At 49.8% G+C, this 25,476-nt stretch carries 21 protein-coding genes, 1 tRNA gene and 1 pseudogene; 11 read left to right on the plus strand and 12 right to left on the minus strand.

Annotation, left to right across the window (positions count from 1 at the left end; translation table 11 throughout):
- The 3 genes from LDL70_RS10720 to LDL70_RS10730 form a co-directional block, all read right to left on the minus strand.
- Positions 1 to 909 (minus strand): ABC transporter permease subunit, encoded by a 909-nt coding sequence (locus LDL70_RS10720; protein ID WP_028233427.1) that lies wholly within the window; start codon positions 907 to 909, stop codon positions 1 to 3.
- 8 nt (positions 910 to 917) lie between these two features.
- Complete coding sequence (locus LDL70_RS10725) at positions 918 to 1,925, minus strand: ABC transporter permease subunit (RefSeq protein ID WP_022710096.1); 1,008 nt, start codon at positions 1,923 to 1,925, stop codon at positions 918 to 920.
- 63 nt (positions 1,926 to 1,988) lie between these two features.
- Positions 1,989 to 3,596 (minus strand): ABC transporter substrate-binding protein, encoded by a 1,608-nt coding sequence (locus LDL70_RS10730; RefSeq protein WP_075655989.1) that lies wholly within the window; start codon positions 3,594 to 3,596, stop codon positions 1,989 to 1,991.
- Positions 3,597 to 3,938: 342 nt separating this feature from the next.
- On the opposite strand from LDL70_RS10730, the gene LDL70_RS10735 reads away from it, so the two are divergent.
- From LDL70_RS10735 to LDL70_RS10745, 3 genes are all read left to right on the plus strand, one after another.
- Positions 3,939 to 4,436: a HugZ family protein gene (locus LDL70_RS10735; RefSeq protein ID WP_075655987.1), complete on the plus strand. Its 498-nt coding sequence runs from the start codon at positions 3,939 to 3,941 to the stop codon at positions 4,434 to 4,436.
- A gap of 468 nt (positions 4,437 to 4,904) precedes the next feature.
- Positions 4,905 to 5,240 (plus strand): helix-turn-helix transcriptional regulator, encoded by a 336-nt coding sequence (locus tag LDL70_RS10740; RefSeq protein ID WP_022710093.1) that lies wholly within the window; start codon positions 4,905 to 4,907, stop codon positions 5,238 to 5,240.
- 9 nt (positions 5,241 to 5,249) lie between these two features.
- Complete coding sequence (locus tag LDL70_RS10745) at positions 5,250 to 6,077, plus strand: RNA methyltransferase (RefSeq protein WP_225685023.1); 828 nt, start codon at positions 5,250 to 5,252, stop codon at positions 6,075 to 6,077.
- A gap of 510 nt (positions 6,078 to 6,587) precedes the next feature.
- On the opposite strand, the gene mnmA is transcribed toward LDL70_RS10745, so the two are convergent.
- Entirely contained in the window at positions 6,588 to 7,799 is a 1,212-nt protein-coding gene (mnmA, locus tag LDL70_RS10750; protein WP_175576091.1) for a tRNA 2-thiouridine(34) synthase MnmA, read from the minus strand.
- Between the two features lie 309 nt (positions 7,800 to 8,108).
- Here mnmA and LDL70_RS10755 point away from each other — a divergent pair, with 309 nt between their 5' ends.
- Positions 8,109 to 8,384, plus strand: coding sequence for a DUF1153 domain-containing protein (locus LDL70_RS10755; RefSeq protein ID WP_075655983.1), 276 nt, complete (start codon positions 8,109 to 8,111; stop codon positions 8,382 to 8,384).
- 399 nt (positions 8,385 to 8,783) lie between these two features.
- Here LDL70_RS10755 and LDL70_RS10760 read toward each other — a convergent pair whose 3' ends face one another.
- Positions 8,784 to 9,170 carry a hypothetical protein gene (locus LDL70_RS10760; protein ID WP_022709453.1) on the minus strand — a complete coding sequence of 129 codons (387 nt, stop codon included), beginning with the start codon at positions 9,168 to 9,170 and terminating at the stop codon, positions 8,784 to 8,786.
- Between the two features lie 446 nt (positions 9,171 to 9,616).
- Between LDL70_RS10760 and ctrA the strand changes: the two genes are divergently transcribed.
- The gene (ctrA, locus tag LDL70_RS10765) at positions 9,617 to 10,318 is read left to right on the plus strand and encodes a response regulator transcription factor CtrA (RefSeq protein WP_022709454.1); all 702 of its coding nucleotides are present in this window, start codon (positions 9,617 to 9,619) and stop codon (positions 10,316 to 10,318) included.
- Positions 10,319 to 10,542: 224 nt separating this feature from the next.
- Here ctrA and chpT read toward each other — a convergent pair.
- A pseudogene (gene chpT / locus LDL70_RS10770) lies at positions 10,543 to 11,169 on the minus strand (histidine phosphotransferase ChpT); the annotation flags it as partial.
- Between the two features lie 517 nt (positions 11,170 to 11,686).
- On the opposite strand from chpT, the gene LDL70_RS10775 reads away from it, so the two are divergent.
- Positions 11,687 to 12,271: a DUF1134 domain-containing protein gene (locus tag LDL70_RS10775; protein ID WP_075655981.1), complete on the plus strand. Its 585-nt coding sequence runs from the start codon at positions 11,687 to 11,689 to the stop codon at positions 12,269 to 12,271.
- 197 nt (positions 12,272 to 12,468) lie between these two features.
- Positions 12,469 to 13,428, plus strand: a complete 960-nt coding sequence (locus LDL70_RS10780) for a hypothetical protein (RefSeq protein ID WP_225685024.1) — start codon at positions 12,469 to 12,471, stop codon at positions 13,426 to 13,428.
- Between the two features lie 93 nt (positions 13,429 to 13,521).
- On the opposite strand, the gene LDL70_RS10785 is transcribed toward LDL70_RS10780, so the two are convergent.
- From LDL70_RS10785 to LDL70_RS10795, 3 genes are all read right to left on the minus strand, one after another.
- Positions 13,522 to 14,610, minus strand: a complete 1,089-nt coding sequence (locus LDL70_RS10785) for a siderophore-interacting protein (protein WP_225685025.1) — start codon at positions 14,608 to 14,610, stop codon at positions 13,522 to 13,524.
- A gap of 178 nt (positions 14,611 to 14,788) precedes the next feature.
- Positions 14,789 to 15,907: a DegT/DnrJ/EryC1/StrS aminotransferase family protein gene (locus LDL70_RS10790; protein WP_225685026.1), complete on the minus strand. Its 1,119-nt coding sequence runs from the start codon at positions 15,905 to 15,907 to the stop codon at positions 14,789 to 14,791.
- A 361-nt stretch (positions 15,908 to 16,268) separates the two neighbouring features.
- Positions 16,269 to 17,228 (minus strand): Gfo/Idh/MocA family protein, encoded by a 960-nt coding sequence (locus LDL70_RS10795; protein ID WP_225685027.1) that lies wholly within the window; start codon positions 17,226 to 17,228, stop codon positions 16,269 to 16,271.
- 171 nt (positions 17,229 to 17,399) lie between these two features.
- Here LDL70_RS10795 and LDL70_RS10800 point away from each other — a divergent pair.
- Positions 17,400 to 17,476 (plus strand) — tRNA-Met (locus LDL70_RS10800).
- A gap of 1,236 nt (positions 17,477 to 18,712) precedes the next feature.
- Here the strand turns inward: LDL70_RS10800 and LDL70_RS10805 are convergent.
- The 3 genes from LDL70_RS10805 to LDL70_RS10815 all read right to left on the minus strand — a co-directional run bounded on the left by LDL70_RS10805 (position 18,713) and on the right by LDL70_RS10815 (position 20,196).
- Complete coding sequence (locus LDL70_RS10805; RefSeq protein WP_022709461.1) at positions 18,713 to 19,123, minus strand: hypothetical protein; 411 nt, start codon at positions 19,121 to 19,123, stop codon at positions 18,713 to 18,715.
- Between the two features lie 99 nt (positions 19,124 to 19,222).
- On the minus strand, positions 19,223 to 19,762 hold the full coding sequence (locus LDL70_RS10810) for a terminase small subunit (protein ID WP_213598582.1): 540 nt from the start codon (positions 19,760 to 19,762) through the stop codon (positions 19,223 to 19,225).
- A 209-nt stretch (positions 19,763 to 19,971) separates the two neighbouring features.
- A complete protein-coding gene (locus LDL70_RS10815) occupies positions 19,972 to 20,196 on the minus strand; it encodes a hypothetical protein (RefSeq protein ID WP_139316401.1) in 225 nt (74 codons plus the stop codon).
- Positions 20,197 to 20,487: 291 nt separating this feature from the next.
- Between LDL70_RS10815 and LDL70_RS10820 the strand changes: the two genes are divergently transcribed.
- From LDL70_RS10820 to LDL70_RS10830, 3 genes are read left to right on the plus strand one after another with little or no spacing between them, the layout of a single operon-like run.
- Positions 20,488 to 21,567: an HlyD family secretion protein gene (locus LDL70_RS10820; RefSeq protein ID WP_225685028.1), complete on the plus strand. Its 1,080-nt coding sequence runs from the start codon at positions 20,488 to 20,490 to the stop codon at positions 21,565 to 21,567.
- 2 nt (positions 21,568 to 21,569) lie between these two features.
- Positions 21,570 to 24,353: a ribosome-associated ATPase/putative transporter RbbA gene (gene rbbA, locus LDL70_RS10825; RefSeq protein ID WP_213599988.1), complete on the plus strand. Its 2,784-nt coding sequence runs from the start codon at positions 21,570 to 21,572 to the stop codon at positions 24,351 to 24,353.
- A 1-nt stretch (position 24,354) separates the two neighbouring features.
- Positions 24,355 to 25,467: an ABC transporter permease gene (locus LDL70_RS10830; RefSeq protein ID WP_225685029.1), complete on the plus strand. Its 1,113-nt coding sequence runs from the start codon at positions 24,355 to 24,357 to the stop codon at positions 25,465 to 25,467.
- The last annotated feature ends 9 nt before the right edge of the window (positions 25,468 to 25,476 follow it).

Here is a 25,476-nt window from a genome sequence, read left to right on the forward strand (position 1 = left end):
TCAGCTCCTCTTCAATTTTGGATCAAGCGCATCGCGCAGACCGTCGCCAACCAGATTGATCGCGAGAACCGTAATCAGGATAGCAAGACCCGGGAATGTAACAACCCACCATGCACGGGTGATAAATTCACGTGCTTCAGCAAGCATTGTACCCCATTCCGGTGTCGGTGGCTGTGCACCCATGCCAAGAAAGCCCAGAGCAGCAGCATCAAGGATCGCATTGGAGAAGGACAAAGTGCCCTGCACGATCAGCGGTGCCATGCAATTCGGCAGAATGGTCTTGAACATCAGACGCAGACGGCTGGCACCGGCTAAGCGGGCAGCAATCACATATTCACGGTTCTTTTCCGCCATCACGGCCGCACGGGTCAGACGCGCAAAATGCGGCTGCAAAACAAGCGCGATAGCGATCATCGCATTCATCAGACCAGGTCCGAGAATTGCCACAAGAACCAGCGCCAGAATAAGCGACGGGAAGGACAGGATGATGTCCATCACGCGCATGATGATTGTATCAACTACGCCGCCAAAGAAACCGGCGATCAGACCAACGGTCACACCGGAAACCAGCGACAGAACAACAACCACAAGACCGATAAACAGCGAATATTGCGAGCCGTAAATCAGACGGGACAGAACATCGCGGCCAACCGCATCTGTACCGAGCAGAAATGCAGCTTTACCGCCCTCTTGCCAGACCGGAGGGGTCAGCAATGCGTCACGATATTGCTGTGTCGCATCATGGGGAGCCAGCAAAGGTGCAAAAACAGCCACCAGAACCAGCGCTACGAAAACGATCAGGCCGAGAACCGCACCGCGGTTCACGCTGAAATAATACCAGAAATCGGCAAGCTGGCGTCGCAAAGACACATCAACTGACTTTTCCATTGGTACAGTAGAATTACTCATTGGAAGCCTCACTTATGCCGGATGCGCGGGTTGATTAAGCCGTAAAGCAAATCAACAGCCAGATTAACGACCATCACAAGGATGGCGATCAGAAGCAAACCGCCCTGAACAGATGGATAGTCACGACGGAAAATACTGTCGATCATCCATTTGCCGATCCCCGGCCAGGAGAAAATAGTTTCAGTCAGAATAGCACCGCCAAGCAAAACGCCGACCTGCAAACCGATTGTGGTAATAACCGGAATAAGCGCATTGCGCAGAGCATGCAGCCCGATAACACGACGCTGGCCAAGGCCTTTTGCACGCGCTGTGCGGACATAATCCTCACCCAAGACTTCAAGCATAGCCGAGCGGGTCTGACGTGCAATCACCGCCATCGGAATTGTTGCCAATACGACTGTCGGCAGGATCAGATGCGAAAGCGCAGAGGTAAAAGCCCCCTTCTGTCCCGACAGCAGACTGTCAATCAGCATAAAACCGGTAACCGGCGGGAAAAAATACATCAGTGAAATACGGCCGGAAACCGGTGTCCACTGTAAAATACCCGAAAACAGAATGATAAGCAGCAGGCCCCACCAGAAAATCGGCATGGAATAGCCGACCAGTGCTACGCCCATCGATGTCTGATCAAACCACGAACCGCGCTTAACCGCCGCGAAAACACCGGCAGGAATACCGATCAGAACCGCAAGCACAATAGCACACAGCGCCAGTTCGACTGTCGCCGGAAAAAGCGTGAAAAACTCGGTAATAACCGGTTTTTTGGTAACCATGGACATGCCGAAATCGCCGTGTAGCAAATTCCAGATATAATCCAGATATTGCTGCCACATCGGCTTGTCAAAACCGAACTGCTTCATCAGCTCCGCATGTCGCTCCGGCGATACGCCGCGCTCACCTGCCATCAGCAGGACCGGATCACCCGGCAAAACGCGTACGAAGCCGAAAGCAAGAATAGTGATGCCGAAAAATGTCGGTATCAGATAGGCAATTTTGCTTAAAATGAATCGTATCATGAATATAGCAAGACCGGGCGCTGAAATATTTCATCCAGCGCCCGGTCATTCTCCTTTTAAGAATTACTCGGAAATATCAACACCGTCGAAACGGTAATCACCGAGCGGGCTCATCTTAAAGCCCGTAACTTTGGCAGACATCGGCACATAAACTGTGGAATGTGCCAGTGTGTTCCAAGGAGCCTGCTCCTTGAAAATTACCTGTGCCTGCTCGTAAAGCTTAACGCGCTCTGCCTGATCGGAAGTCACTTTCGCCTTCTGGATCAGATCTTCAAATGGCTGGTAGCACCATTGTGCACGGTTGTTGCTGCCAACACCGGAACAGCCGAGCAGAACGCCGAGGAAGTTATCCGGATCACCATTATCACCGGTCCAGCCGAGGATAACCGCACCGTCACGATCCTTTTCGCCCGACTTCTTGAGATATTCACCCCATTCCATCGAAACGATTTCAGCTGTTACACCCACTTTGGCCAGATCGGCCTGCATCAGCTCAGCTGTACGACGTGCATTCGGCATATAAGGACGGCTTACAGGCATAGCCCAAAGCTTCATCTTCAGATCTTTAACGCCGGCAGCTTCCAGAGCCTTTTTCGAGGCTTCAGGATCATATTTGTCGTCTTCAATCGCGTTATTGTAACCCCACATTGTCGGCGGGATCGGGTTTTTGGCAACCTGACCGGAACCCTGGAACACAGCGTCAATGATCGCCTGCTTGTTCACAGCCTGATTGAGTGCCTTACGTACTTCCGGCTTATCGAAAGGTGCAACAAGCGTATTATATGCAAAATATGCAATATTCAGACCGGCCTGTTCATCAACCTTCAGATTGCTGTCAGCCTGCAGGCCTTTGATATCTGCCGGAGCCGGATAAGACATCAGATGGCATTCGCCGGCTTTCAGCTTCTGCGCACGAACTGCAGCATCGGTTGTGATTGCGAAAACCAGATCGTCGATTTTCTGCTTTTCACCCCAGTAATCAGGGTTCGCTTTGAAGCGGATAACCGCATCTTTCTGATAGGCTACAAAAGTAAACGCACCGGTACCCACTGGGAACTGGTTAAGGTTTTCTCTTTTACCATCTGCGTCCAGCTTGTCCGCATATTCTTTCGACATAATGGATACGAAAGGCATCGCAATATTGGCGAGGAATGGTGCTTCAGGACGTGTCAGCACGAATTTAACAGTATTATCGTCAACCTTGACGATATCCTTGATCAGAGTGCCCATTTCCATACTGTCGAAATATTCGTAGGAAATACCGGCAGTATACTGGTGCCAAGGATTGTCTTTGTTGCGCTGACGGTCGAATGAGAACAGAACGTCATCAGCATTGAAATCACGGGTTGGTGTAAAATAATCCGTTGTCTGGAATTTTACGCCCTTACGCAGATGGAATGTATATTCCAGACCATCTTCGGACACTTCCCATTTTTCAGCGAGACCTGGCTCAACAACAGTTGTGCCGTTCTCAAACTCAACCAGACGGTTATAAACCGGATGCGCAGACGCATCAAAAGTATCACCACCAGTGTAAGGTGCCGGATCAAATCCCTCCGGCGATGCCGGCGAGCAATATACCAGCGTCTTTGCGGATGCAGCGCCGGAAAAACCCGCCATCATGGCAGCGGTCAGCGCAGTCGCAGCAAGAAGTTTAGTATGAAATTTCATTATAGGCCTCCACCCGATAACAAGCTGCAACGCCTCACGTCGCAGTCTGAGGCGTAAAGAAGCATTTTGCGCGGCAAAAAGGCAAGTTGAATTTACGTCTTGGTCAACGGCGCAGAAAAAATAATTCCGCTCCATAATTAGACATAAAAAATATATATTTGATTTTTAATGATAATTTCGGCTTTTCAACCGTTTCAATTTCACAAAGCACGCAGGATTTTTTTGTGATTAGCTGCTAGTAATCAGCCTGTTTGCGCCTGTTCCTGTCAGAATCGGAACAGTACCGGACGTTACGCAAGCTATTGATAGATCAGGACAAGACACGGAAAATGAGGCAGGATTATGAGTGAAAAGAAAGACGTCATCCAGCAGACAACAGAGGAAGCACGTGTACTCGCTGTTCAGCTGATTTCAAATGCTACTTACGGCTCACTCGCAGTGCTTGATCCGGCAACCGGCCGTCCGAGTGTAACACGCGTTGCAATCACCACTGATACGGATAACACCCCCCTGCTTCTGGCATCGGGCCTTGCCACCCATACACCGGCCTTGGATGCCAATCCTGTCTGTTCGCTACTGCTTGGCGAACCGGCCGATAAAGGTGACCCGCTGGTTCATCCGCGCATTACCCTTGCCTGTTCAGCAGAAAAATTCATGCGTGGTCAGGAGGGATATCAGCGCCTGCGGGATCTGTTCCTCGAAAAACGCCCTAAAGTTAAACTTTATATTGATCTCGGCGATTTTGTTATTTTCCGCCTCAATGTGGAAAGTGCCGGTCTCAACGGTGGTTTCGGAAAAGCTTTCCATCTAAAAACCGAAGATATTGTACTGCCGCAATAAATATCGACGATTTCCCGCTGTCCAGCCTGCGACATTTGCGACTTATATAATATTTTTTGAATGATACGGCGAAGCACAATCTGATTGAGCTTCGTCTTATCTGCCTGTATTTGACTTAGATTTTTTCTCTATCAATACTCTAAATTAACAAGATCACAAAAATGTGTACTTATTCAAAAGCCTGCTCATAAATTTTGAAATTCAACGATTATTTTTTTACAAAAGCGACCAATATTTATTATTAATATTTTAGTTTAAAATGACATTTTCAATATTTTAGCAATCGCTAAATGTAAAATAAACAAATAATTTTGAAATCGATTTATCACTCCCTAAAAGAGTAATTATTCTGTACGTTTTAAAATAATTCTTGCAAATATCAATTCTATTGGTAGTTGTAATAGTGCGCTGATTTCTTTCTTATAAGCGCACTATCAAAATTGCTGTCATACGGGGGTAGGACTGCACATGAAACATGATAATATCTACGCAAATCTTGTCGATAACGCGGATCAGGCTGCCGACTTCCTGTCGGCTCTCGCCAACAATAAAAGGCTGCTGATCCTTTGCAAGCTGTTGCATAATGAAATGTCTGTGGGGAGTCTTGCAAAAGCAATCGACCTCAGCCAGTCTGCATTATCACAGCACCTTGCAAAACTGCGCGCACTCAATCTTGTTTCCACAAGACGGGATGCCCAGACAATCTACTATGTTGTTTCATCTCCGCATATTGAGCTGGTGCTTTCAACATTAGGCAGTCTGTATCTGGCACGCAGCGAGAAAAGACGGGAAGCGTTTGCTTAAACTAAACTGATGCATAATCAGACTAAAAATAATTCCGTCATATTTATTAATGACTTAGCAGATAAGCGCCTCGGCGCTTATCTCAACATTAAAGAAAAAGACCTTACAGGGCGCGAGTCCCGCTTCATTGCAGAAGGCAAGGTCGTCTTACGCGTTCTGCTGAATTCATCGCAGTTTGAAGCTGAATCTCTTCTTATCACCGAAAACAAACTGGCCGGCCTTCAGGATATTTTGCCTCTGGTTCCTGATCACGTCCCTGTTTATGCAGTTTCGCCATCCGATATGGATCAGATTGCGGGCTTCAATGTCCATCGTGGCATTCTTGCTGTCGGGAAAAGAAAAAACCTTCATAACATCCAGAATCTCATAGAGAATTTGCCGGATAATGCCCTTATCCTGATCCTTTGCGGCATATCCAACCATGACAATATCGGATCAATTTTCCGCAATGCCGCCGCCTTTGAAGCCAGTTGTGTAATGCTGGATGAAACATGCTGCGACCCGCTTTACCGTAAAGCAATCCGTGTTTCGGTCGGCGCAACATTACAAGTTCCCTATGCCCATAACGGCAAGATTGACGATATTGTAAAAACCGTCGCCGAAGCGGGCATCAACCTCATTGCACTATCACCGCAAAGCCCGCAATCACTCTATGATCTGCCTGTAAATGGGCGAACCGCGCTCTTGCTGGGCACTGAAGGCGAAGGACTGCCGCAGCATCTGCTTACCTCCCTGCAAAGCGCCCGCATTCCTATGTCCCGCCGGTTTGACAGCCTGAATGTAGCGACAGCCTCCGGCATCGCATTATCCTGCCTGAGCCGCACAAATTTTGATTAAACTGCCTGATTTCAAACTGAAGCCGCTCGTTTCACACCACCGGAAACAAACAAATCATTTCACTGCAACGCGGGCAATGCCGCAAAATCTCAGCATCAATTGACTGAACAGAATACTGGATACATACAACCTGAAATAGCATTATTAAATTCTAAATTATCAGTTCAATAAATCATCAAATATATGAATTTCAACACTCTTTTCAGAGTGAGAATCTAAACTCAATTTTATTGATGAACCGTATCAATTCTGAAAATATTGGCTTCAGCTTCTGGCTGTTACTCAAGTGCCGTGTATTTCAGGAGTTTTTTGATGCCGGTTATATCAGATCAAGATAAAATGCTTATCTGACAGGTTATCGCAATCACAGGAGCGATGAATATATCCAAAACACGGCTTTGCAAGCATATATATTCTGAAGACAAGTTTAGTACATAAATAATCCGGAGTAAACAAATGTATCATTCATCTGTTTACTCCGGATCATAGTCTTCAACACTCATATGCAGCTCAGGCTGCGGACACTGAGCCTGATGTCGCTCCTGCGCCATTGCCGGTTAGTTCACGAAGCATTTTTTCGGCTTCCGGAGCACGTTCGGAACGGGCAATAAAACCACCGCCGAATACGCGCGCCGTATTGCTGTCGTCGGAATAGAGTACACAGGCCTGTCCCGGAGCGATACCGCTCTCACCATCAATCAGCTCAACCCAGGTTTGACCGTCCGCATGATGCAAAACAGCAGGCTTTGGCGGACGCGTTGAACGCACCTTGGCAAAGACTTCCATACCTTCCGCTGGCAGATCAGCAAGCGGACCGTCACCGAGCCAGTTCATATCACGCAGGAATACTTTATGTGTTTCAAGCGCTTCACGCGGGCCGACAATAACGCGCGCATGGGCAGCATCGAGATGCACAACATAAAGCGGTTCACCGGTCGCAATACCAATACCGCGGCGCTGGCCAACCGTATAATGAACAATACCGTCATGATCGCCCAGAACACGACCGTCAATATGCACGATATGGCCGCGTGTCGCCGCTTCCGGCTTCAGGCGCGAAATAATATCGGAATACTTGCCCTGCGGGACAAAGCAAATGTCCTGACTGTCCTGCTTCTTGGCAACAGTCAGCCCCATTTCCTCAGCCATTTCACGAACCTGCGCTTTTGGCAGATTACCAAGCGGGAAGCGCAGATAATCGATCTGCTCCTGCGTGGTGGCGAAAAGGAAGTAGCTCTGGTCACGATCCGCATCAACTGGGCGGAATAGAGCTCTGTGAGCACCGTTTGCACCGCTGCGGATATAGTGACCTGTCGCAAGCGCTGCCGCACCCAGATCGCGCGCTGTGGCCAGCAGATCAGCAAATTTTACAGTCTGGTTACAGGCAACGCACGGGATCGGCGTTTCACCGCTCACATAGCTGTTGGCAAAAGGATTGATAACCGCTTCACGGAAGCGCGCTTCATAATCCAGTACATAATGCGGAATACCAAGGCTTTCGGAAACGCGGCGCGCATCTTCAATGTCCTGTCCTGCGCAGCAGGAACCGGCACGGTGCACGGCAGCGCCATGATCATAGAGCTGAAGGGTTACACCAACAACATCATAGCCTTCACGCTTGAGAATACCGGCAACAACCGAAGAATCAACGCCCCCTGACATTGCAACAACAATGCGCGTATCTTCCGGCTTTCCCGGCAAATCGAGGCTGTTCAGTTTCATGATTAGGTCCATATCCGGGGTCAAAACCCGATATCTTGCTTCAAATTCTCCCCTTATATAGGCCATTGTGACCCGCCTTGCCAAGATGCCGCAGGGCAAAGGAGATTTTTTAATAAAATATTTTGAGCTGAAAACGAGTAAAAAAGCCTCAAAACGGCTTAAATATGACGTTTTCAAGCTCTTTCTACATAATCTTTAATGAAAATTATTATTTATTACCAGAGCCTTACCGAGTGCTTAGCTCTTTTTTAAAGCTGTGACGCTATCGTGAAGCGTGATTAGGTCCTTGAGTGTTGTGTAGAGAGTACAATGACCGATCTGGTAAGACCACGAGTAAAGTACGTCATCGGTCCGGACGGAAGTCCGCTCACCGTTGCTGATCTTCCGCCGTCGAATACACGGCGCTGGGTTATCCGCCGCAAGGCTGAAGTTGTTGCCGCAGTTCGCGGCGGCCTCCTCAGTCTTGAGGAAGCCTGTCAGCGTTATACGCTGACAGTCGAAGAGTTTCTGTCTTGGCAGTTGTCCATCGACGAGCATGGTCTCGCCGGTTTGCGGACAACACGCATTCAACAATACAGACACTAATTTCATCTCTCCTCTTTAAAGGGCTGATGAAAACAAAATAAGGATATGCCGTACGCGGCGCATTCTACAGATCAAGCCGGAGAGTTTTGCTCTCCGGCTTTCTTTGTTTTCAGGGGCTTAAACAAACCTCACCAACAATCCCCAAATCCAAAAACAAAAAAATGCATAATTCCTTAGACCGTGTGGTTTAAGGAATTATGCATTTGTAAAACTGAGACCTGTTGATCAGAACGCAGAGGCTGCGGTTTTCATCATGCCCGGCGAAGCAGAACCGGTCAGATTTTGGTTATGATGAGACGAAAATGGTGATTTTCGAGCCCCGAAGCGGAGCGTACTTACAGTACGTGAGCATCGGAAGCGGAGAAAATTGCCATTTGCAGGCCATTAGAGCCTAAATCTTTATCCGATCATGACGCGACGATCGTAGACCGGAGCCTCTTCAATCTCTTTGAGCTTGCCGTCACGGGTTTCGAGGGCTTCGGCGCGGGAGAGATCGGCTTCGGCTTCCAGAAGTTCGGCTTCGGCGGCTTCTTTCTGAGACATCAGATCGCGGATCGAATCAAAAAGATTGTCGCGGCGCTGACGGGCAGCTTTGGCAAAGGTCGGATAAGCAAAATGCGTGGTATCCGTAATCCCTGCTTTACGCTCTTCTGACTGGATTTGCGCATCAAGCTCACCGGCCATCCGCTCAAACTCGCCCATCATCAGGTCCAGCTGACCAATTTGCCGGCGCTTTTCTTTAACCTGAAACAGTTTCAGCCGGACAAGACTCTCACGTGGCTTCATACGCATTACTCCTTGAACACCAAGTTCCCAGGCAATTTTTCAACACTTGCTGCCTGCGACCACCCTCTACGCAAAGAAATCACTTAATTTCGAAACAAAAAATTAAGATTTCGGGCTTTTGGTAACCATTCCTTTACGTACAGCGTTAATCATAGCCGTTAGGACTTAAGGCTAGGTAAATTAACTGTGCTTTTTCAGCAACATTAAAACTTTGAATCCAATGAGTCACTTATAACGATTTCTTAAACTAATTTGTTAAGAAATTTTTCGAGTGATTATCCTGCAAATTCAATAAGTTAACTGAAAATTCTATAAGACTCATATTTACTATTGCCAATGAGAATCATATTTTGTTAACCATTCGGTGGCAGACTTGGTTCAAAGCGAGTGCTGTTAGGCAATTAACTGCTGGATCAGGTTAAGCGGCGGAAAAAAGGATTCTGAAGATGCGCGTTCTTTTGATTGAAGACGATAGTGCAATCGCACAAAGCATCGAGTTGATGCTCAAGTCAGAGAGCTTCAATGTTTATACGACAGATCTGGGCGAAGAAGGCATCGATCTGGGTAAGCTCTATGACTATGATATCATTCTGCTCGATCTGAACTTGCCGGATATGTCAGGTTATGAAGTGCTGCGCACATTGCGCCTGTCCAAGGTAAAGACACCTATCCTCATCCTGTCCGGTATGGCTGGCATTGAAGATAAGGTTCGCGGCCTCGGTTTCGGCGCTGACGACTATATGACCAAACCTTTCCATAAAGATGAGCTGATTGCCCGTATTCATGCAATCGTTCGTCGCTCGAAAGGCCATGCACAGTCTGTTATCACCACCGGTGATCTGATCGTTAATCTGGATGCCAAGACTGTTGAAGTCGGCGGCCAGCGCGTTCACCTCACCGGCAAAGAATATCAGATGCTGGAGCTGCTCTCCCTGCGTAAGGGCACAACCCTCACCAAGGAAATGTTCCTCAACCACCTCTATGGTGGCATGGACGAACCGGAACTGAAAATCATCGACGTTTTCATCTGCAAATTGCGCAAAAAGCTCGATGCTGTTTCCGGCAGCCAGAACTATATTGAAACTGTCTGGGGTCGTGGCTATGTGCTGCGCGATCAGGACAGCATGGATCACCGCGAAATCGCATAAGCTCTTATGCAATTCCGGTTTCAAAAAGCCCCGCTTCTGCGGGGTTTTTTATTGCCCTTCGTCAGCAATACTAAAAAGCCGCGCAATTCAAAACTGCGCGGCTTTCAAATTCAACTGAGAGTCAGAGCTGATTAATCGTCAGCCAGTGTACCGGCGTCTGCGGCGAGTGTGCCGTCATCGGCTTCAGGAACATCACCCTGAAAAGCCGGTTCAACCTCTGCTTTCTGCGCTCGGAAGACGATTTCTTCTTCGCTCACATCAATAATGATTTCCATACCGGCTTCCTGTGCCAGCAACAGCGTGTAGTAAGGCTGCACGGAATGCGCATCAATTGCCTCCTCCGGAATGATACCGTCGTGCAATTCCTTAAACTTCGGCGGGACGCGCAGCATACGGCCGCGTGTTTTAATGCTGATTTTCGGATCGGTTTCCGCATCTTCCAGCACCACATCCAGATTGCCGCCGCGCGGAATGGAAGAAATACCGATCAGGATCAGGTTCAACAGCAGCTTCACCTGATTTTTAGGCAGGAAAGCGCGGTTGCCGGTCCAGGTAAATTCAGGCTTTTCATTCGCCATATAAGCGGTGGCAACATTTTGCGCATCACCGGTATCGATCTGCACTCCGGCAGAACCGGCAGCACCGAAAGCGATACGGGCAAATTGCAGACGGGCAGAAGCATTACGTGCACTGGCAGCGATCAGCGCCATTGCATCTTCATCCGCACCGCCCTCTTCCAGCAATTCCAGACCATTATTAATCGCACCGACCGGTGAAATAATGTCATGGCAAATGCGGCTGCACAGCAATGCGCCGAGATCAACCGCAGAAAGAACAACAGGCAAGGACATTGATTGCATCTCCAAATTTCATATCTGCCTGCCGGCAGGCTTCGATCAAAGTTCCGGCTCAGCCTTGCGGGCAAAATCTGGCACATCGCAAAACGAATCACCGGAACATAAACTGATAACAGGACGCCATGGCATCCTTGTGCCGCGATTATGCGCCAATAGGCTTAATGATTACCAAATAACAGGACAAAAACAGCTTTAATGCTTTTTCATTAAGCCATTGAAAGGACAATTTTTCATATAAACAATTCGACAAGGTTTTTGACGCTACAATAAGGGTCATATCCGTGCGGAAGGCTATAAAAATCAAACAGCCGTTTCGCCAAACCACCGTATCCTGCTGTTCCGGCAAGATACATACCGGATAAAGCAATCATCAGAATTGCGGTTCCGGACAGGGATTTAAACATGTGCAGCAATTGTTTGCGCATGTTTGGAAATACGGACAACAGCGCCTGTTCAGGGTGCTCATTGTCCCGTCAGACAGAATGAGCCAAGCAGCCAGAAGGATTTTTTTATGGCTACCCTAAACCTGTCCTCTTTCCGTGTGCATATTGCCTCGGTCATAATAGGATTACTGGCTCTGATCAGCGTCGTACCGCAGCAGGCCAAAGCCAATGAAGGCTTCAGCATGGAGGAAATTGTTGCCTCCGGCCACCGTTTCTTTGGCTCGACCTCAGGCGGCATTGCCTCCGCCATTGAAAAAGCGTTCCAGAGTTACGGCCTGCCAAACGGCTATATTCTGGGTGAAGAAGGTTCCGGCGCCTTTGTAGGCGGCCTCACTTACGGTGAAGGCACGCTCTACACCAAAAATGCCGGCGATCACAAAACCTACTGGCAGGGGCCTTCCCTTGGTTGGGATTTCGGTGGTCAGGGTTCGCGCGTTATGATGCTCGTTTACAATCTTGATGATGTAAACATGCTCTATGGCCGCTATGCGGGCGTTTCCGGATCTGCCTATATTATTGCCGGTGCAGGTTTTAATGTACTGAAGCGCGGCAATATTCTGCTGGTACCAATCCGTACCGGTGTCGGTGGCCGTCTCGGCGTCAATATCGGCTATCTCAAGCTGACACCAAGCGCGACATGGAATCCGTTCTGATCGCAGACATATGACCGGAGAGAGAATTGGAAAATTCTCTCTTTTACAGGCGCATCCCGTATATTTTGCGGATCAGATGTACATTCAGTCAAAGGGACAGAGCAGTAATCCGGTTAAATCAGACCGGAATGCACTCTGAATGATTTAAATTTCATGCATTCATGTCATAATCTGAAAGCACCGGAGATCGGCAGATCGTGATACAATCCGTACTGGTTTTCCTGCTGGGCTTTTTATGCGCAGTCTTTCTGATTTTGCTGGCAGCGCCATTGTTCTGGCGACGCGCGAATTATCTGTGGCAAAAACAGATGAATGCCCAACTGCCGCTTTCGCTGACAGCTATTGAAGCCGACAGGGATATGCTGCGTGCATCCCATGCGGCCGCGCTCCGTAAAGCGGAAATGCAGACCTTGGAAATCCGTGAGAAGCACACACAGGCATTGTTGAAAATCAGCACGGATCGTCATGAAATTGAGAAGATTCTGCCTTTGCAGCAGGAGCTTGAAATTGCCAGAATACAACAGAAAGACGACCGGCAGACTTTAAACGCTGCGCAGGAGCAGATGAAAAAGCTTCAGCAGAAACAGCAGGCGACATTTGACGAAAACGGCCGGATGCAACGCCAGAATGAAGCATTGAGCCATCTCAGTGATACGCTGCGTGAAGAGGTCTCCCGTCGTGAAAGCGAAGCAGACCGGTTGCGGCGTGAGGCAGGCGATCTGCGGCAGGAAAAGAAACAACTTAACAGCTTGAAGTCAGAACTGGCTTCTCAGGTGGCATCATTGAAAACATCTCTTGAAAGCGAGAAACAGCGTAATCAGGCGCTTGAGGAGAAACTGCATCGTCTGATTTCAGAACTCTCTGATGCGCAGGAAAAACTCGAACGACAGAGCAAAACCATGCGCTCCGGCGAAAAATCCGCTGAGAATGAAAGCCGGACGCTGAGTGACGAAGATAACCAGCTGCGGGAAACCATCAGCGATCTCGCTGCTGAAATGGTTGCCAGAACGGCAGCTCAGGAAGGTGAAACCTCTCCTATCCACACATTGCTGAAAGAACCGGATACAGAACCGGCCGCTCCAGCCAAAAGCACCAAAAAAGCAAAAACATCAAAACAGAAAAGTCTGGCCGGACGCATTAAAAAGATCACGGCCTGACCTGAGAGCGCCGTGTGCCGGACTTGGCACACAAAACTCGCTCTCATGTCAGGCAGTAGCTTTTCTTAAAATCGCACAGCCAGAACCATCCGCTTAATGGTCATCCGTAACGCCACGCCGCCAATAGGCAACCGCCATGTGGTCATCGCGTTTCAGGCCGCATTCTTTACGCCAGAAGCCGCGAATAGCTTTAAAAGCATCGAACTCACAGCCAGCCCATGCAAACAACCGGCGCCCTTCGCTTTGCACCGGCATGGCCTGTTTTACCGCATCAATCAGCAGCGTTGTCGTTCCGGCTTCCGCACCGTTACGATGCAGCCATTTCAGATCAAGCTGTGCCTGAGTTTCCAGTAGCTGTTCTTCCGCACTGTCGGCTATTTCAATACGGACAATTACCGATGCTGTCGCCGGTAGTCTTTCCAGAATACGGGAAATAGCGGGTAAGGCAGTCTCATCGCCGACCAGAATAAAATCATCACCCGCAGGCATATCCCCGCCACCGGGGCCGGTCATGCCGATAATATCGCCGGTCTGCGCCTGCATGGCCCATTCTGTTCCCGGTGCTTCAACCGTGCTGGGATGCACAACCATATCAATATCAACCCAGCTCTGCTCAACATCAATGGTCCGGATTGTATAGACACGGTTTTGCAGACGGTGCTCACCATCCGGCCAGACCGGACGACCATCAGCCCCCAGATGCGGCCATTTCGGCTTGAGCGGCGGCTTAGGCGGCAATATCAGGCGGATATGAAGCCCGCCGCTGGCATAGCGCCCCAGATCATCGCCCTGCAATCTGATCCGGCGCATATGCGGCGTAATATTGCGCACGGCAATGACCTTCATTTCACGGAAAAACGGTGGCAGGCTGCCCTCGCCTGCGCCGTCGCCTTCCCAGCGGAAACTCACAGCTTCGGCACCCGCATGGTGGACAATACCTTCCGCGACAGCAAATTTCAGATAAGACAGATCGCTTTCATTGGCAGCCTCGGCGGTTACGGTAAAACGCTCCTGTTCCAGCCTGAGTTTTGCCACCCCCATCAGCAGCGGAATTGTACCTTCATTCCCTGTGCGCTCCACGGCATAATGTTCACCATAAACACGTAGCAGATTTTCGAAAATTATCTCTGCCTGCGCGGAGGAAACTTCCGTTTGCGCAATAAATACAGGCTTATTCATCATCTCTCCTGCAGTCTCTGCCGGTTAAAACCGGCGGGTTATCTGCAGCTAACACCCGATAATATGAATTTTCAATTCATATTTTAATTTGCAGTCATACTGACTGCCCGTCTGAAACAGCAAAAAGGCCGGATGTTTCCATCCGGCCTTTAAGATCATAACTAAAACCGGAAAATTCCGGTTACTTACCGTGGAACTCACGAATCGCAGCGATAACGCGTTCCTGATCTTCCTCGGAGAGGTAAGCATGCATCGGCAGGCTGAGAATGCGTGAAGGCAGAGCTTCAGACACCGGCAGACCACCTGGTGCTACCATATAATGCTTATAAGCAGTCTGCAGATGCAGCGGCTTCACATAATAGATAACCGAAGGAATCCCCTTCACCTGCAGATGGGCTTTCAGCTCATCACGGCGTTCGGTTTCAATCGAATATTGCGCCCATGCGGAACGGATACCGGCAGCCGGACGGGTTACTTTAACAATGTCACCCAGACCTTCGGCATAACGATTGGCAACCTTTTGACGGGTTTCCATTTCGTCTTCGAGAATAGCCATTTTTTCCAGCAGAACCGCTGCCTGAATTGTATCCAGACGGGAGTTCAGACCAATGCGCACATTGTCATACTGGGTTTCGCCTTTACCGTGGAAATGGATAGAGCGCAGAACATCGTTCAGCTCATCATCATTGGTAAAGATTGCGCCACCGTCGCCATAGCAGCCGAGCGGCTTGGCAGGGTAGAAGCTGGTTGCACCAACATGACCGAAAGAACCACACATGGCATTGTCGCGCTTGCCGCCGATCGACTGGGCAGCATCGGAAATAACCTTGAGGCCTTCTTTATCAGCAATTGCCATAATGGCACGGTAATCAGCAGGCAGACCGAACAAATCAACCGGAATGATCGCCTTTGGTGTCAGACGGCCTTCCTTGCGCACTGCATCAATAGCAGCCTGCAACTGTTCCACATTCATATTGTAGGTGTCTTCCTCGACATCCACAAAAACCGCTTCCGCACCAACCAGCGCCACCACTTCAGCGGTTGCTGCAAAGGTAAAGCTCGGGCAGAAAACTGCATCGCCGGGGCCGACGCCCATAGCCATCAGCGGCATCTGCAATGCGTCTGTACCATTGGCACAGGCCAGAACATGTTTGACGCCAACATAATCAGCAAGCTGCTTCTCAAACTCAGCAACTTCAGGTCCGAGAATATACTTGCCTTCCGCGACCACTTTAAGAACAGCAGCGTTAAGACGGTCTTCAATGCGAGCGCGCTGGCTCACAAGATCAATGAATTGCATGTCGGCTCCAATATCAATTGATCCGCATCATGCACGCGCACACCCGCGAATCGAGTAGTATGTAGTCCCTCATAAGAGACTTCGCCATGGTGCATTCTTCACTGTTTGGCAAACAATGTAACACAGCTTGAAGCAATGGCGGAACATCGCGTCTCCCTTGTTCCGCACAGCAGTCGCGAAGACCGGCTCGCCGGTTCTTATACCAGAAAAGCCGCTCAATCGCGTTGTTTTATTCGCATCCTGCAGTCTGTCCACATGGATACGGTCTGATTATCCCGTTCAGCCCCTCAGACTATGGGGCAATCTATCAGTACCGTCAGCATGACAAAGAGCCGGATATCTCAAATATCTGTGATTCCGGTTAGCGAACCGGATGGTTCACAGTGCCTTTGGTCAAAATCCGCAACACACTCACAGCTTCTTCACCATTGGTGCGCGGTGTTTCGCGCGTTTCAATACAATGAATGAAATGTTCCAGCTCACGGGTCAGCGGCATGCCTTCCTGTACCGGCACATATTCCGGATCAGCTTTGGTGAAAGCGATCTGCCCGTTCTCCTGCCAGACTTTATGACGATACAGGGTCAGCTTGCGCTCCCACGGTTCGGCATCGTCAAAAACAGCCATCGCCTTGTCGCCAACAACCGCAAGACGGCGATCCATGATCGGGTTCAGGCGTGAAGCAAACAAATGGCTGCGAATACCGTTCGGGAATTCCATATGCAGATGGGCAAAATCACTCAAATGATCGATCATTGCCGCACCTTCACCACGCACAACGGAAGGTTCAGAGCCGGTCAGTGCCAGAATCATCGACAAATCATGCGGTGCGAGATCCCAAAGAGCATCATTCTGGCCGTGGAACTTACCAAGACCAATGCGATGCGCCTGAATATAACCGATTTTGCCGAGTTCACCGCTTTGTGCCAGTTCCAGCAATTTCTCAAATGCCGGATGGAAGCGCAGAATATGACCAACCATAAACACACGGCCATGCTTCTCAGCCGCCTGTATTGCGGCCTCACCATCAGCAACAGTCAGGGCGATCGGTTTTTCAACCAGCACATCCTTGCCGTTTTCAACGGCGCGGATGGCATATTGCGCATGGAACTGCGCAGGCAGCGCCATAACGATCGCGCCGATGTCTTTTGAAACAAAAAGATCATCAACACTGATTTGCGCCACATCGTAATCCGCAGCAAATTTTGCGGAGCGTGCCGGATCAATATCGCTGACAGCAACGAGTGCGCCCAGACCTTTAAGAGTGCGGATATGATTGTTGCCCCAATAGCCACAACCGAGAACTGCGATACGCGGTGCCATATTTTCCTGCCTTTGCTTGTTGAAAACTCAATAACTTTGCAAAAGTTGGATTTCAATACCGATTAATGCATAACAGTGCTTGACAGCTATGCGCATACCGACTTATACGACCCCCGTTCCCAACGAGAACATTGCTTCGCGAAGCAGCTGAAAAGCTCTGAAGCATCGTGGGGCGGAGTAGCTCAGTAGGTTAGAGCAGAGGAATCATAATCCTTGTGTCGGCGGTTCGAATCCGTCCTCCGCTACCAAAAAATTACAAAACAAAATCAAATAGTTATAAAGCACGTAGCTGGAACATGATGTAAATTTCATGTCGCATCGTGTTGCAAATGGCATTCTGTAAATTTCAATGAGTTACACTGGTACACGGTAGCTCCACGCGACATGCCGTGCAACATGCCCCGTCGAATCGTTGTGACACTCAGCCCAGATTTGGACTGAGCAACCTTTCGCTCAAATCGAAGGGTTGAATTCAGCCGAACCAGATTTGGTTTGGCCTGACATGCCAGCTTGAGCGGCAACTTGCTGGCGGATAACTTGGGGCGGCGACTATCAGAAGTTACAAGATCATTTCGAGTCCCCTATTGCGGCACAATCTGCTTGCGGAATTCACCTGCCCAACGAATAGTGTAATTCAACTTCCTCAATTTAAGGAAGTTGAATTGTTCATCCACAATTTGTGGACGTGCCCTAAATTTGGGGCATCATCAATTCAGTGATACCTTTTACTCAAATTTCAGTAAAAGTCCGCACCATAAAATGATGGAGTGGGAGATGCGTCCAAGGTTGGTACGAATTTCGCCCATTCCTGACTTCCGATAACCAAAATGATATGTTCGGCCGGATCAGTAGCTATAACATCAACACATACAAAGGACGGATATTTCTCGAAGATGAGAAAAGACCAGTCCCGTTTATTTTAGTAGATATGTGCCGAGATATTGCCACAAGAAATCTGATCGTTTCGAGCCTGCGCGCAAACAATAGAGACAGAATATCACCCGATGGTCGGATCTCATGTAGTGCTTTCAAATTTGTTAGCAGTACGGAGCGTTAAAGAATATTCTTATTACCAAAGTGGAACGGCCTTAGAATAAATAACTGATTAGCCGCCCTGTTCCAGTCGGGCGGCTTTTTTATTGCTGACCGGTCATAGCGACTTCAAGCCTTCACCGATCAGAAAGCCACGAACGCCGTTTAAGCCACTTGCGCCAGTCTCATGGCATTCAGCGCGGTCTCATATGGCAGTCCGGTCTTATCGCGTACCCACGGCCCAAATTCGCCGTGCGGAAGCGATAGCTTATTCTGGATGAGAATTGCCCTATCTCGATCAGCTCCGCTTCTGTGTGGCGCGTATAGGGCTGGAATATAGGCCTCTCGTCTGAAATGGCGACTGGTTCCTTCGAGGTTGCCGTGTGGCGTGCTTTCTCGCTTTTGTAGGTCGCATGAGTGCTTTCAGTTGGGGCGACTGGCTACAGAATAAACTACGCCGCACACACTGGCGCAAGCAATCCTTCAAGCTCCGAAAGTATCAATGTGCGTAGTGTCCCGCGTACCGGCCACGGCCTGAGCGCTAGAGAGCGACCACGGAGCACGGCAAGGTCTATCTGATCAAAAGCCGCCATAAAGTCACCAGCACGCCTCTCTGCCCAATCTGGGCGCTGCAGCACTATGTCTGAGACTGCACCGATTGTTTCAGACCACAGCTCATCAATATTACCGGCGCTTTGCTTTATGGTTTTCACAACAAAGACCAAATGACCTTCGCCGTGTGCGTCCCTTATGGCTTTCATTGTGCCCCGTGCATGGCTCTGGCCGCGCGCTCTGCGCCGGTAGGTAGGCACCAATTTAACGCCCAATTGATCCATTAAACTATCAAGACGACCTTTAGCCATAAAGCACCTCTCTTATTAGTTTATTACAGGCAGTATTCCCACCTTCTAGGATATTGTTATGCTGACGGATAGACGCAGTTCTCCGCCCCCCCCCATTTGTCAGGAGTCGTTTTCTCCGCCGGCTCCCAAAAGATCGCTGCCAGATCGTAAAGCCTCACCCGCTTCTCTGAACTTGCCTTGTGATTGAGCAAACGCCCCATTTAATCCCTTCTCAATCTCCGCGCGCAATTTCACATCGCGCGTTACCGCTACGGGGATGCCGGTAAGTTCTGCGCGTAGTGTTGCAAAAACATTTGAGACGACGGCTTCAACGTCTTCCATATCGACGAGACGACCTTCCTCTTTCCCGATCCGGAGTTCGACCTCTCTTTGCCGTGCGGCCTTAAGGCCGCTGTCGGCTGCTGCTTTAGATGACCTTCGTTCCTCGTCTTTAAGGGAGCGGACATAACCTTGTACAACAGCAACCAGTGGGTACTTTCCCTTGATTGCCACGGGGATATAACCATTCGCCGATAGCTGACGAAGCCATTGAGATGTAATACCCAACAGTGAAGATGCCCCACTCGTTGACAGCATTTCTTCACCCGTAAGGTCGATGATTGCGGACGAGGTCGAAGATGTTGTGGCCTTTTTTGCCATTTCGATTTTCCTCAAAATGCAAAGCAAACTCCGATTTTCCAAATTTGGAAAACGCTCATATTTAGGGGTGCAGCGTGACCGCACAGCTTGCCTATGGGGTAAGGTACCTTTTCTTTGCCCCTTGACGTCGCGATGCAGAGGCGCACAGAGGGGGGGAAGGCAAATGAATGATTTACTACCATGAACCGTTCCGCGCTTGTACAGCCCGTTCAATCGCACAAATGGGCAAGCTTGTTGTTGGATTGTTCAATTCGAGTAAGGGTGCGCGGATAGAGATCGACATGTCGAGTAACTGGCCATCCACTGACTTCAGTCACAACAATAAGAACTTCCTCCTGAGGTTCAAGTTCAAGACGTTTATGTAGAGTCGCACGACTCGCTGTATGCTGTTCGGCGAAGGTCATTGCGCCATTAAAGTCCAGATCGGCAATCATTTGATCTACCTTGGCCTTTAATTGGTCTTGCAAAATTCATATCCAAATATCGCTTCCATTATTGCCTAGGATCACGTCATGCGTCAAAAAAGAAGAAACTCAATCCATAATAGCACAGATATTGTCCGATTTAGACTGGAACCAACATAAATAAAAAATGATGCTTTTTGGGGCAGAATGTAACTTTTATTACAACAAAAAGAAATAAACAGTATTGACTGCAATCAATGACATTTATTGATTCATATAACACCTCATAGACAAAGTTTCATATAAACTCAGGCATAGTAAATGATCAAAAGCAAATTGATTCGGTTTAAGAAATACACTTTTGTTGTCGTTACAGTCCTGCTTGCTGGAAGCGGATATTATACATGGCAACAACTGAATAATGACAACCTACCCGAAGGCATTGCCTCCGGAAATGGACGTATTGAAGCCGTTGAGGTCGACATTTCCACCAAAAGTGCCGGTCGTATTCGTCAAATTCTGGCGGATGAGGGTGATTTTGTGAATGCCGGCGATGTTCTGGCGCAGATGGATACCGATCAGGCCGAAAGCCAGCGTCGTCAGGCTGAAGCACAGTTGCGCCGTGCAGAAATCAGTATTGAAACAACCCGTAGCCTTGTAGCACAGCGTGAAGCAGAACAAAAAGCAGCTGCTGCCATCATCGCACAACGCGAAGCACAACTAGATGCCGCGCAGCGCCGCTTGGTACGCTCGCAGCAGCTGAATGAATCCCGTACTGTCTCCCAGCAAATTCTCGATGATGACCGTGCCAATGCCCGTGGCGTTGAAGCGGCCGTAAGTGCTGCCAAAGCGCAGCTGGCTGCAACTGAAGCCGGTATTAGCGCCGCCAAAGCGCAGGTTGTTGATGCGGAAGCAGCCGTTGATGCTGCTAAAGCCGCGATTGCAACAATTGCCGTTGAGATCAATGATGCCAGTTTGAAAGCACCCAAACCGGGTCGCGTTCAATATCGTATTGCCCAGCCGGGTGAAGTGATTGCTGCCGGTGGCCGTGTGCTCAATCTGGTTGACCTGAGCGATGTTTATATGACGTTCTTCCTGCCAACTGCACAGGCCGGACAGGTCGCAATCGGTGCTGAAGCACGTATCGTTCTGGATGCTGCACCGCAATTTGTTATTCCGGCCAAAATCAGTTTTGTTGCCGACGTTGCCCAGTTCACGCCGAAATCCGTTGAAACGGAAGAAGAGCGCCAGAAGCTGGTGTTTCGCGTAAAAGCCAAAATCCCGCAGGAACTGCTGCAAAAACATATTCAGCAGGTCAAAACCGGTCTGCCGGGCACTGTCTATGTTAAGCTGAACTCTGAAGCCACATGGCCACAGAACCTTGCGGAACCTGTACAATGAACATGGATCTGGCGAGCGATAACAGCGCGGACGATGAACCTGTCGTCCGCATACAGAATGTCAGCCTGACCTATGGCGCCAAACAAGCCCTGTGTGATCTGACGCTGGATATTCCGACTGGTCGCATGATCGGCCTCATTGGCCCTGACGGCGTGGGGAAATCCAGCTTGCTGTCACTGGTTGCTGGTGCGCGTATTATGCAGCAAGGGCGCATTGACGTGCTGGGCGGGGATATTGCTGACAAGCGCCATCGCCAGTCCGCTTTTCCTCGTATTGCCTATATGCCGCAAGGGCTGGGTAAAAACCTATATCCGACCCTGTCGGTCTTTGAGAATATTGAATTCTTCGGCAGATTATTCGGCCATAACAAGCATGAACGTGAGCGCCGAATTACGGATTTGCTGGCACGCACCGGCATGTCGCCCTTTGCGGATCGTCCTGCCGGCAAACTCTCCGGCGGGATGAAGCAAAAAACCAGTCTTTGCTGTTCGCTGATCCATGATCCTGACCTGCTGATTCTTGATGAGCCGACCACCGGCGTTGATCCTCTGTCGCGCCGCCAGTTCTGGGAGCTGATCGACGATATCCGCAAAGATCGCCCGGGTATGAGCGTGATTGTTGCCACGGCCTATATGGAAGAAGCCGAGCGTTTCGACTGGCTTATTGCTATGAATGACGGGCAGATCCTCGCCAGTGGCACACCAAAAGAGCTGATGCAACAAACCGGCACATCGAATGTGGATGATGCCTTTATCGCCTTATTGCCGGAAGAACTGCGCCAAGACCATCATAAGGTGGTGATCCCGCCGCGTGATGAAAGCATCACGGATATTGCCATTGAAGCCGAGCATGTCACCGTGCGTTTTGGTAAGTTCACAGCCGTTGATAATGTCAGCTTCCGTATTCCGCGCGGCGAGATTTTCGGCTTCCTCGGCTCCAATGGTTGCGGCAAATCCACGACCATGAAAGTGCTGACCGGCTTGCTGCCTGCAAGTGATGGTATTGCCCGCCTGTTTGGCCGTGAAGTTGATACCAAAGATATCGATATCCGCCGTCGTGTCGGCTATATGTCACAGGCTTTCTCGCTCTATTCAGAACTGACTGTGCATCACAATCTGGAACTCCACGCCAAATTATTCGGCATGGAAGAGGCCAGAACCAAACAGCGTATTACAGAGCTTTCACAGCGTTTCGATCTGACCGAGATGATGGATATTTACCCGGATGATATGCCGCTCGGTATCCGTCAGCGTTTGTCTCTCGCGGTCGCCCTGATCCATCAGCCGGATATTCTCATTCTCGATGAGCCGACTTCCGGTGTTGATCCGGTGGCACGTGATGCCTTCTGGCAAATCCTCGCCGATCTTTCGCGCAAGGATAATGTGACGATTTTCGTCTCCACCCACTTCATGAATGAAGCAGAGCTTTGTGACCGGATTTCCCTGATGCATGCCGGTAAAGTGTTGATCAGTGATACACCGGCTGCAATCACTGCCAGCTGTTCGGCAGCAACACTGGAAGAGGCGTTCATCGGCTATCTTGAAGATGCCATTGGCGAAACCGCACCTGCGCCGCAACCTGCCCATACAGCAGTTGCAGAACAGACAGCACAAACAGTAAAACGGGTACGAGAGCTTCCGGCTCCGTCTGCAAGCTGGATGCCTGATCTGCGCCGTATGCTCGCTTATACCAGACGCGAAACGCTGGAACTGCGGCGCGATCCGATCCGCGCCACACTGGCAATGCTTGGCAGTGTTATCCTGATGTTTGTGATCGGTTTCGGTATCAATCTCGACGTGAATAACTTAAGTTTTGCAGTGATTGACCGCGACGACACAACGATCAGTCGTGACTATATCCTCCAATTCTCCGGCTCACGCTATTTTATCGAAAAAGATCCGATCCTTGATTATGACGATCTCGACCGGCGCATGCGAAACGGCGAGATCAGTCTGGCGATTGAGATACCACCGAACTTTGCCCGCGATGTCGAACATGGACGTCCTGTTGAAGTCGGCGCATGGATTGACGGTGCAATGCCGACGCGGGCAGAAACCATTCAGGGTTATGTGCAGGGCACGCATCTCAACTGGTTGTCGCAAAAAGCCCGCGAGCTCTATGGCAACACCACGGCCCTCACCAGTTTCAATATGGAAATCCGCTATCGCTATAATCCGGATGTGCAAAGTCTGGTAGCCATGGTGCCAGCGGTTATTCCGCTGTTGCTGCTGGTTATACCGGCCATGCTCTCGGTGCTGAGTGTTGTGCGCGAAAAAGAACTGGGCTCGATTATCAATTTCTACGTGACACCGGTCACGAAATTCGAGTTTCTGATGGGTAAGCAGCTGCCTTATATCGGGCTGGCTTTCTTCAACTTCCTGATGCTGACCGCCTTCGCAGTGTTCATCTTTCAGGTGCGGTTTACCGGCAGTTTTCTGACCTATTCAACGGCTGCCTTGCTCTATGTGATTATCACAACAGGCATGGGGCTGGTGCTCTCCACTTTCATGAACAGTCAGATCGCCGCTATCTTCGGCACCGCCTTGATGACGTTGATACCTGCCGTGCAATATTCGGGTATCATTGATCCGGTTTCTTCTTTGCGTGGTGCAGGGGCTTTGATCGGTCAGATTTATCCGACAACCTACTTCACCACCATCTCGCGCGGGACGTTCTCGAAAGCGCTCAGCTTCTCTGATCTGGGCATGCCTTTTCTGATGTTGCTGATAACCATTCCGGTGCTGATGGTGCTGGGTATTGTTCTTCTCAAGAAACAGGCGCGCTGAGATGAGGATTTCCAATATATTCCGTCTTGGCATCAAGGAGCTACGCGGTCTTGCCCGCGATCCGATGCTGATGATCCTGATTGTTTATGCGTTCACACTGGCAATCTATACGGCTTCCAAAGCAATGCCGGAAAACCTAAACAATGCGGCGATCGCAATTGTTGATGAGGATCAGTCCCCGATCTCCGGCCGGATTACCACCGCATTTTATCCGCCTTATTTTGTGCCGCCGAAACTCATCTCCACTTATGAGATGGACAAGCGCATGGATACCGGTCTGGATACATTTGCGCTGGATATTCCGCCGAACTTCCAGCGTGATCTTCTGGCCGGACGCAATCCGACTATTCAGCTGAATATTGATGCGACGCGTATGAGTCAGGCCTTCAGCGGCGGGCGCTATGTGCAGGCCATTGTGACCAATGAGGTGAGCGAGTTTCTCAATCATTATCGCAGTGCCACTAAAATGCCGGTCGCGCAGAACCTGCGTGCGCGCTTCAATCAGGATCTGAACAAAGGCTGGTTCGGTGCGGTTACCAACGTGATTGCCTCGGTGACGATGCTGTCAATCATCCTGACCGGTGCGGCACTCATTCGCGAGCGTGAACATGGCACGATTGAACATCTGCTGGTGATGCCGGTCACCCCGATCGAGATCATGATCAGTAAGGTCTGGTCTATGGGGCTTGTGGTGCTGGTTGCCACGGCAATGTCCTTGCTGTTCATCGTCAAAGGTGTGCTGTCGGTACCGATCAATGGATCGATCATCCTGTTCCTGCTCGGGGTGGCACTCCAGCTTTTTGCCACCACCAGTCTCGGCATTTATCTAGCAACCATTGCCGGTTCCATGCCGCAATTCGGACTATTGATTGTGCTGATCCTGCTGCCGTTGCAGGTTCTCTCCGGTGCAATGACACCGCGTGAGAGCATGCCGGAAATCATTCAGAATATCATGCTGGCAGCACCAAACACGCACTTTGTGATTCTCGCGCAATCGGTGCTGTTCCGCGGTGCAGGATTAAGCGTGGTCTGGCCGCAGTTCCTCGCCCTCATAATTATCGGTTCCGTGCTCTTCTTCTTCGCACTCAAACGTTTCCGTAACTTCCTGAGGTGAGCTGACACA

This window comes from Pseudochrobactrum sp. XF203 (genome assembly GCF_020341615.1).
Taxonomy (GTDB): domain Bacteria; phylum Pseudomonadota; class Alphaproteobacteria; order Rhizobiales; family Rhizobiaceae; genus Pseudochrobactrum; species Pseudochrobactrum saccharolyticum.

What these genes read in the sequence shown, in the direction of transcription:
- LDL70_RS10720 (WP_028233427.1), bottom strand. Translation starts at nt 909, where the DNA reads ATGAGTAATTCTACTGTACCAATGGAAAAGTCAGTTGATGTGTCTTTG.
- LDL70_RS10725 (WP_022710096.1), bottom strand. Translation starts at nt 1,925, where the DNA reads ATGATACGATTCATTTTAAGCAAAATTGCCTATCTGATACCGACATTT.
- LDL70_RS10730 (WP_075655989.1), bottom strand. Translation starts at nt 3,596, where the DNA reads ATGAAATTTCATACTAAACTTCTTGCTGCGACTGCGCTGACCGCTGCC.
- LDL70_RS10735 (WP_075655987.1), top strand. Translation starts at nt 3,939, where the DNA reads ATGAGTGAAAAGAAAGACGTCATCCAGCAGACAACAGAGGAAGCACGT.
- LDL70_RS10740 (WP_022710093.1), top strand. Translation starts at nt 4,905, where the DNA reads ATGAAACATGATAATATCTACGCAAATCTTGTCGATAACGCGGATCAG.
- LDL70_RS10745 (WP_225685023.1), top strand. Translation starts at nt 5,250, where the DNA reads ATGCATAATCAGACTAAAAATAATTCCGTCATATTTATTAATGACTTA.
- mnmA (WP_175576091.1), bottom strand. Translation starts at nt 7,799, where the DNA reads ATGAAACTGAACAGCCTCGATTTGCCGGGAAAGCCGGAAGATACGCGC.
- LDL70_RS10755 (WP_075655983.1), top strand. Translation starts at nt 8,109, where the DNA reads ATGACCGATCTGGTAAGACCACGAGTAAAGTACGTCATCGGTCCGGAC.
- LDL70_RS10760 (WP_022709453.1), bottom strand. Translation starts at nt 9,170, where the DNA reads ATGAAGCCACGTGAGAGTCTTGTCCGGCTGAAACTGTTTCAGGTTAAA.
- ctrA (WP_022709454.1), top strand. Translation starts at nt 9,617, where the DNA reads ATGCGCGTTCTTTTGATTGAAGACGATAGTGCAATCGCACAAAGCATC.
- LDL70_RS10775 (WP_075655981.1), top strand. Translation starts at nt 11,687, where the DNA reads ATGGCTACCCTAAACCTGTCCTCTTTCCGTGTGCATATTGCCTCGGTC.
- LDL70_RS10785 (WP_225685025.1), bottom strand. Translation starts at nt 14,610, where the DNA reads ATGATGAATAAGCCTGTATTTATTGCGCAAACGGAAGTTTCCTCCGCG.
- LDL70_RS10790 (WP_225685026.1), bottom strand. Translation starts at nt 15,907, where the DNA reads ATGCAATTCATTGATCTTGTGAGCCAGCGCGCTCGCATTGAAGACCGT.
- LDL70_RS10795 (WP_225685027.1), bottom strand. Translation starts at nt 17,228, where the DNA reads ATGGCACCGCGTATCGCAGTTCTCGGTTGTGGCTATTGGGGCAACAAT.
- LDL70_RS10805 (WP_022709461.1), bottom strand. Translation starts at nt 19,123, where the DNA reads ATGGCTAAAGGTCGTCTTGATAGTTTAATGGATCAATTGGGCGTTAAA.
- LDL70_RS10810 (WP_213598582.1), bottom strand. Translation starts at nt 19,762, where the DNA reads ATGGCAAAAAAGGCCACAACATCTTCGACCTCGTCCGCAATCATCGAC.
- LDL70_RS10815 (WP_139316401.1), bottom strand. Translation starts at nt 20,196, where the DNA reads ATGATTGCCGATCTGGACTTTAATGGCGCAATGACCTTCGCCGAACAG.
- LDL70_RS10820 (WP_225685028.1), top strand. Translation starts at nt 20,488, where the DNA reads ATGATCAAAAGCAAATTGATTCGGTTTAAGAAATACACTTTTGTTGTC.
- rbbA (WP_213599988.1), top strand. Translation starts at nt 21,570, where the DNA reads ATGGATCTGGCGAGCGATAACAGCGCGGACGATGAACCTGTCGTCCGC.
- LDL70_RS10830 (WP_225685029.1), top strand. Translation starts at nt 24,355, where the DNA reads ATGAGGATTTCCAATATATTCCGTCTTGGCATCAAGGAGCTACGCGGT.